Raw genomic sequence first — 6,894 nt, forward strand, 5'->3', positions numbered from 1 at the left:
AAAACGTCTCAATAATAGCCATCTAGGGAGGAAGACTATGGGACTCAAGAAGAATCTTCATCATATCTCGCGGCGGGACTTGTTCCGCGTTGCTGGGCGATACGGTATGAGTTCGACTCTTTTGGCGGCGGGAGGCTTTGGAGGGGCCATGAGCCTGGCCAATCTCGCATCAGCAGCTGAATCGACCTATGAGAAGCGCTTTAGCAAGCCAGCAAAACACACGTTAAAGTTTGGCGCCGCCGGATTTAATGCGCAGAACCTGCTGATTGAGCGTGCTGGAGCGTTGGAATTCGCCCGCGATCTGGAAAGCCGTACGGATGGGGAGATCCGTATCGAATTCATCGGCAACAACCAGATCTGCGGCCAGACCTCCTGCGTTGAGAAGACGCAGCAGGGGATCGTCGATATCTATGCTGCCTCCACTCAGAACTCGGCCGGTGGCGCACCTTATCTCAATGTGCTCGACTATGCCTATATGTTCCCCGGTCGGGCCTCGCAGTATCATTTCCTATATAGCCCTGAATCCCAGCATATCCTGCGGGACCCGTTGGAAAAACGGCACGGTTTGAAGTTCTTGTTCAGCCATTGTGAGCTGCGCGGCATTCAGCTGGGCCTGGGCTGGGAAGATAAGCCCACCGTGACCAAGCTGGAGCAGCTGTTTGGCACTAAGAACCGTGTGACAGGCACCCAGCTGGGCCGGATCGCCATGCAGGCGCTAAACCTCAACCCGGTCCCGGTGGCATGGGAAGAAACCCTTGATGGTTTGAAGCAGGGGTTGATCGACGGAGCCGAAACCTGGGCCTCGGCTGTCGCCTATGCAAATATGTCGCCAGTAGTCAGCCAGTCGGTGGACCTGAAATTCTTCTGCGGTACCGAACATACCTCAATGAGTGCCGCAGTCTTTGATAGTCTTGAGGGCTATCTACAGGACGCGGTGATGGAGAGCGCCTATTGGGCACAGACCCATGTGCAAGCCGCAAATGAGGCCGCGCTGGTCAAAACCGTTGGCCATTCCGACCCGCAGATGCCAGGTACTATTTTTGCTGAAAACAATGTCCGCAATGCTTTCCTGGCCGATGATCAGATCAAAATGGCTGAGGAAATGTGCTCGCCCGAGTTCCAACCACAGCTTTGGGAACAGTGGCGCGAACGCCTGAACGGCTGGGCCGGCGGCATCGACACCTACCAGGAGATCTATGACATCGCCCGTCAGGTGCCCAAGGACATGAAGCCAGAGAATGTTGAACCTCGCCGGTGGTGGAAATCCTGATACGGAATTACAATTTTAGGTAGGTATTCATGGATCGGCGCCGGAATGCGCCGATCTGCCTGTCCGTACAGACCGGAACAACCCGGCGGACATCAGGGAGGTAGACATGGCACTCTGGTCGGAGATCAGTGATATTTTTCGTGCATTTGCATCACAGGACAGCTGGGAAATCCGCAATGCGCTCAAGGCTGACGGCACTTGGGTCTTTGGCACCATAGCAACGGCGTTAGCCGGGCTGGTGATGCTGTGGGTTTACAGGCTGCTGCCCTGGCTGGATCGACATCTAGAGCGGACCATTATGGTCTATAGCTATCTGGCGATTGCTTTTATCATTTTTTGGGGCGTCATAGATCGGTTCATTTTTTCCAATCAACAGCCCTGGTCGACCACGATTCCGCCTTTGCTGTTCATGATCATGGCCTGGTTTGGGGCCGCCTTTAATGTGCGGTTGCGCACCCATCTCAGCTTTGCTGAATTTCGCACGATGATGCCGCGTGCCGGGCAGTTAGCCTGTCTGATGCTGGATGCCGTGCTGTGGTTCATCTTTGCTGTGATCGTGCTGGTGACGACCACGCGCATGACGGCCCTGTCTGCGTCGAACTTTCAGATCGTGCTGGGCACTGACAATGTCATGCAGTGGTGGTTCCTGATCACCGCTCCGATGTCCTTTGTGCTGATGGTTGCGCGGGTGTTTGAAAACCTGATCGAGGATCTAAGCAATTGGCGCTCTGGCGCACCGCTGATCAAGCAGGCCGTGATCGGAGGGGACATATAATGACCGATGGATCCTGGGTCACGCTAATCTCACTGGGGGTTACGTTTCTATTCATGCTGGGTGTGCCGGTACTGCTGGTCATTGCCTATTGGGTGATCGGCTGCTCCTTTGTGCTGGGGTTGACGCTCGACAATATGGGGGCGGAGCTGCTGAACGTCTTCAACAAGGGCTTCGCCCTTTTGGCAATGCCGCTGTTTATCCTCACTGGCGATCTGATCAACCAATCGGGGATTGCCCGGCGATTGTCCGATTTCGCCTATGCGTGTCTTGGATGGCTGCGTGGCGGGCTTGCCATGGCCGCCCTTGGGGCTTGTGGGTTGTTCGCGGCCATCTCCGGCTCAAATTCGGCCACCACCGCAACCATCGGATCCATGCTGCATCCCGAGATGGTCAAAGGCGGCTATGATGAGCGTTTCTCGGCGGCGACAGCTGCGGCGGGCGGTACAGTGGGGATTATCATCCCACCCTCGATCATCTTTATTGTCTATGGTTTTCTGCTGAACTTGCCGATCTCGGACCTGTTCGTGGCCGGCATACTGCCTGGTGCACTGATGGTGATTGGCATGCAGCTGGCCTGCTGGATCATCTGCCGGATCAACGGATGGGGCCATCTGATCCCGCTGCAATTGACCCGTGTTCTAAAAACTGCGTTTGGGGCGTGGCTCGGATTCTTCGCCATCGGTTTGGTGCTCTGGGGGATCTACACAGGCAAGTTTTCCCCGACGGAGGCCGCCGGCGTTACCGTTGGGTTCTGTATGATCGCCGGGCTGGTAAGCTATCCCTTCAACCGGATCATGGGATCGCGCAAGGACAAGCCACTTTCGGAAAAATCCTATGCTGAGATGCTGGTGGTCGAAGGCTTCACAATTCCGCAAATTCCATCGGTAGTGATACGGTCTGCCCAGATTACCGGGATCTTAGCGCCGTTGATTGCGATCTCGGTGGTGATGCAGCAGATCCTGTCGTTGCTGGGCGCTCAGCAGACCATTGGCGATTTTGTCACCTCAATGGGCGGCTATCACGCGGTGCTGTTCACCTCGATGGTGATTGTGTTTTTCTCGGGGATGGTGTTGGAAAGCCTGCCAGTGACCATCATTCTAGCGCCGATCCTCGCACCTATTGCAGCCTCTGTTGGGATCGATCCGGTCCATTTCTCAGTGATCTTTCTGGTGGGGGCTTCGATTGGCTTTATCACACCGCCTTACGGGCTCAATCTCTATGTTGCTTCTGGTGTGACGGGCGTTCCCTACTTCCGACTGCTACGCTATACGGTGCCCTACCTTGCAGCTTTGATTAGCGTCTGGATACTGGTCGCCCTGGTTCCAGACCTTGCGCTGTTCTTACTGCCCAATAGATAGATGTGACACCATGCACGACCAGACGAACTCCGCCAAAGAAACACAGATTCCAACTAATCTGCGGTTACTGTTGATTTTGGAGGAGGTCGTCCGGCGTGGCGTCGCCGTAAAGCCCGCGCAACTGGTTGAGGCTCTGGGTCTGCCAAAACCTACGCTGCACAGGCTATTGCAAACAGCTGAAGAGGTCGGTTTTTTACAACGGGATCTCGACGGTCGCTCTTATGGACCTGGCCCAAGACTGAGATCACTGGCGGTCAACACTATGTCCTCCGAACATCTACGCACGGCCCGACTGACCATTCTCAGGTCCGTGGCTGAGGAAATCGGAGAAACCTGCAACCTGGCCACGCCCGATCGCGAAGGCATGACCTATCTGGACCGGGTAGAGACCAAATGGCCGCTGCGCATCCAGCTGCCGATTGGCACACAGGTGCCGTTTCATTGTACCGCGAGCGGCAAGATGTATCTGTCGACGCTGCGACCCGCGACCCTAAACAGCGTGCTCTCCGCCCGAGCTCTTGAACCACAGACCGAGCAGACAATCACCTCTCCTGAGGCGCTACGCGCAGAGCTGCAGAAGACCCGAAAGCGAGGGTTTTCGACCGATGATGAGGAATTCATGACCGGTATGGCCGCGATTGCCGTGCCAGTTCTCGACACTCAACAAAGGCTGATGGCGACCCTTTCAGTGCACGCCCCGGTTCAACGGAGTTCACTGGTTCAGATCCTAGAATTCCTAGAACCACTGAAACGCGCGGCAATAAGCTTGTCAAAGCTTCATGAGGATCAATCAGCCGACAGCTAATGGTTTTTGACAGCCTGACTACACTCGTTGTCCATCACCGACGCTTAGGTGAACATGATCTCGATCCGATTGCGGCGTTTGTAGCGGCGCTTGTCGTACTCGACCGGTTTCTTCCGCTGTTTCGGACCGGGGATACAGGCGCGTATCCCTATGTCTTTCAACGCTTCTCTGAACCAGTCTGCATCATATCCGCGGCCCCCGAGGAGCCAATCGACACTCGGCAGGCTGCTCAGCAAAGCCCGTGCCCCGATGTAGTCGCTGACTTGCCCAGCAGTAACGAACAGGTTCAACGGACGCCCCTGGCTGTCGCAGATGGCATGCAGTTTGGCGTTCATGCCGCCCTTCGTTCGGCCAATCAGGCGTCCACGCCCCGCTTTTTGGCGCCCATGCTGGTCGCGGTGCGGTGTGCCTTCAGATATGTCGCATCGATCATAACGGTCGTCTCTTCGCAGTAGTCGGCTGCCAGATCGGCCATCATCTGTGCAAAGATGTCCTTGTCGCTCCACCGCTTCCAGCGGTTGTACAGCGTCTTGTGCGGGCTATAGGCAGCGGGGCGTCACGCCACCTTAAGCCATTGCGATTGATGAAGATAATCCCGCTCAACACCCGCCTGTCATCAACGCGTGGCTTGCCGTGGGACTTGGGGAAGAAAGGCTCAAGGCGCGCGATCTGCGCGTCAGTTTGCCAGAAAAGATCAGACATGATTCACCGCTCGTTTTCGAGCCGTGAATCATGTCGATAGCCGAAAACCAATGGGTCCTGACCTTTAGCCTTCGCCACCGCACCAACTGTCTCGTTATGCTTCCAGAGTGCTTCCACGGGTTTAGGAGTCAAAACGCCATCGGCGGTTTTTATGGCGTTATTTCGTTGTTTTAAGGTGTTTTTGATTTTGTAAGATTGGTTGCGGGAGTAGGATTTGAACCTACGACCTTCAGGTTATGAGCCTGACGAGCTACCGGGCTGCTCCATCCCGCGACACTTTTGTTGGGCGATCGCTTACGCTACTTGAGCCCTTTTGTTTGTCCTATCGCCGATTTTGGCGGTTTAGGACTATTGCAGTATTGCTTGTAGCACGACTGCGTGTCCCCTTCAGGGTGATATGGTCTGAAGGGTATTCGTTATTAATATCGTTTAAGAGTTATGGATTTTACTAGGTTTGGCGGTGACCTACTCTCCCACGCCTTAAGACGCAGTACCATCGGCGCAACAGTGCTTAACTTCCGGGTTCGGGATGGGACCGGGTGTTTCACTTGCGCTATGACCACCAAACCGAGAAAAATCCATATATCGACGATGTTTCACAATTTTTGTGAGACGCTCGTCGAGATACAACCAACATGAAGTCCAGTTTTGTTTTGCTTTTGGTTCATTGTGTCACTGACTGTTACTGGAACAGATCAAGCCTATCGGGCGATTAGTACCGGTCAACTGAATGCATTGCTGCACTTACATCTCCGGCCTATTGACGAGGTGGTCTACCTCGGCCCTCAGGGATACCTTGTTTTGAGGGGGGCTTCCCGCTTAGATGCCTTCAGCGGTTATCCTGTCCGATCATAGCTACCCTGCACTGCTGCTGGCGCAACAACAGGTCCACCAGTGGATCGTTCACCCCGGTCCTCTCGTACTAGGGGCAACTCCTCTCAAGTATCCTACACCCACGGCAGATAGGGACCGAACTGTCTCACGACGTTCTAAACCCAGCTCACGTACCTCTTTAAACGGCGAACAGCCGTACCCTTGGGACCTGCTCCAGCCCCAGGATGAGATGAGCCGACATCGAGGTGCCAAACACTGCCGTCGATATGGACTCTTGGGCAGTATCAGCCTGTTATCCCCGGCGTACCTTTTATCCGTTGAGCGATGGCCCTCCCACTTGGGACCACCGGATCACTATGGCCGACTTTCGTCTCTGCTCGACTTGTCAGTCTCGCAGTCAGGCTGGCTTCTGCCATTGCACTCAACGAGCGATTTCCGACCGCTCTGAGCCAACCTTCGCGCGCCTCCGTTACGCTTTAGGAGGCGACCGCCCCAGTCAAACTACCCGCCACGCAGGGTCCCGGATCCGGATAACGGACCGCGGTTAGACATCAAGAGTGCGAAGGGTGGTATCTCAAGGGAGGCTCCACGTGAACTAGCGTTCACGTATCGATGCCTACCACCTATCCTGCACGTCACAATCCTGATGCCAGTGCGAAGCTGTAGTAAAGGTGCACGGGGTCTTTCCGTCTAACCGCGGGAAGCCTGCATCTTGACAGGCAATTCAATTTCGCTGAGTCGATGTTGGAGACAGCGGGGAAGTCGTTACGCCATTCGTGCAGGTCGGAACTTACCCGACAAGGAATTTCGCTACCTTAGGACCGTTATAGTTACGGCCGCCGTTTACCTGGGCTTCAATTCGGAGCTCTCACCCCTCCTTTTAACCTTCAGGCACCGGGCAGGCGTCAGACCCTATACGTCGTCTTGCGACTTCGCAGAGCCCTGTGTTTTTAATAAACAGTCGCCACCCCCTGGTTTGTGCCCCCAGCTCCAAGTTGCCTTGGAACCGGGCCTCCTTCTCGCGAACTTACGGAGGTATTTTGCCGAGTTCCTTCAACATCGTTCTCTCAAGCGCCTTGGTATTCTCTACCAGTCCACCTGTGTCGGTTTAGGGTACGGTCTCATGGAGGGCTATTTCCAGGGACTGATC

4 protein-coding genes, 1 tRNA gene, 2 rRNA genes and 1 pseudogene (1 of these 8 cut by a window edge) are annotated in these 6,894 nt (G+C 55.1%); 4 read left to right on the forward strand and 4 right to left on the reverse strand.

The features are described from left to right. The first annotated feature begins 37 nt into the window (after positions 1-37). The 4 genes from ACEWZM_RS08910 (at position 38) to ACEWZM_RS08925 (ending at position 4,208) form a co-directional block, all read left to right on the forward strand. Positions 38-1,270: a TRAP transporter substrate-binding protein gene (locus tag ACEWZM_RS08910; protein WP_414006099.1), complete on the forward strand. Its 1,233-nt coding sequence runs from the start codon at positions 38-40 to the stop codon at positions 1,268-1,270. A 106-nt stretch (positions 1,271-1,376) separates the two neighbouring features. Beyond that, on the forward strand, positions 1,377-2,045 hold the full coding sequence (locus tag ACEWZM_RS08915) for a TRAP transporter small permease (protein ID WP_414006100.1): 669 nt from the start codon (positions 1,377-1,379) through the stop codon (positions 2,043-2,045). Beyond that, a complete protein-coding gene (locus tag ACEWZM_RS08920) occupies positions 2,045-3,403 on the forward strand; it encodes a TRAP transporter large permease (protein ID WP_414006101.1) in 1,359 nt (452 codons plus the stop codon). Before ACEWZM_RS08915 ends, ACEWZM_RS08920 begins: the two co-directional genes overlap by 1 nt. A 10-nt stretch (positions 3,404-3,413) precedes the next feature. Further along, the gene (locus ACEWZM_RS08925; RefSeq protein WP_414006102.1) at positions 3,414-4,208 is read left to right on the forward strand and encodes an IclR family transcriptional regulator; all 795 of its coding nucleotides are present in this window, start codon (positions 3,414-3,416) and stop codon (positions 4,206-4,208) included. A 50-nt stretch (positions 4,209-4,258) separates the two neighbouring features. On the opposite strand, the pseudogene ACEWZM_RS08930 reads toward ACEWZM_RS08925, so the two are convergent. From ACEWZM_RS08930 to ACEWZM_RS08945, 4 genes and pseudogenes are all read right to left on the reverse strand, one after another. Further along, positions 4,259-4,910 (reverse strand): annotated as a pseudogene (locus ACEWZM_RS08930) (IS5 family transposase); the annotation flags it as partial. Between the two features lie 196 nt (positions 4,911-5,106). Then, positions 5,107-5,183, reverse strand: a tRNA-Met gene (locus ACEWZM_RS08935). A 179-nt stretch (positions 5,184-5,362) separates the two neighbouring features. After that, positions 5,363-5,477, reverse strand: a 5S ribosomal RNA gene (rrf, locus tag ACEWZM_RS08940). Between the two features lie 124 nt (positions 5,478-5,601). Next, positions 5,602-6,894: ribosomal RNA gene (locus tag ACEWZM_RS08945) — 23S ribosomal RNA — on the reverse strand; it runs 1,582 nt beyond the window's last position.

The organism is Phaeobacter cretensis (assembly GCF_047372505.1).
GTDB classification, from domain to species: Bacteria; Pseudomonadota; Alphaproteobacteria; order Rhodobacterales; family Rhodobacteraceae; genus Phaeobacter; species Phaeobacter cretensis.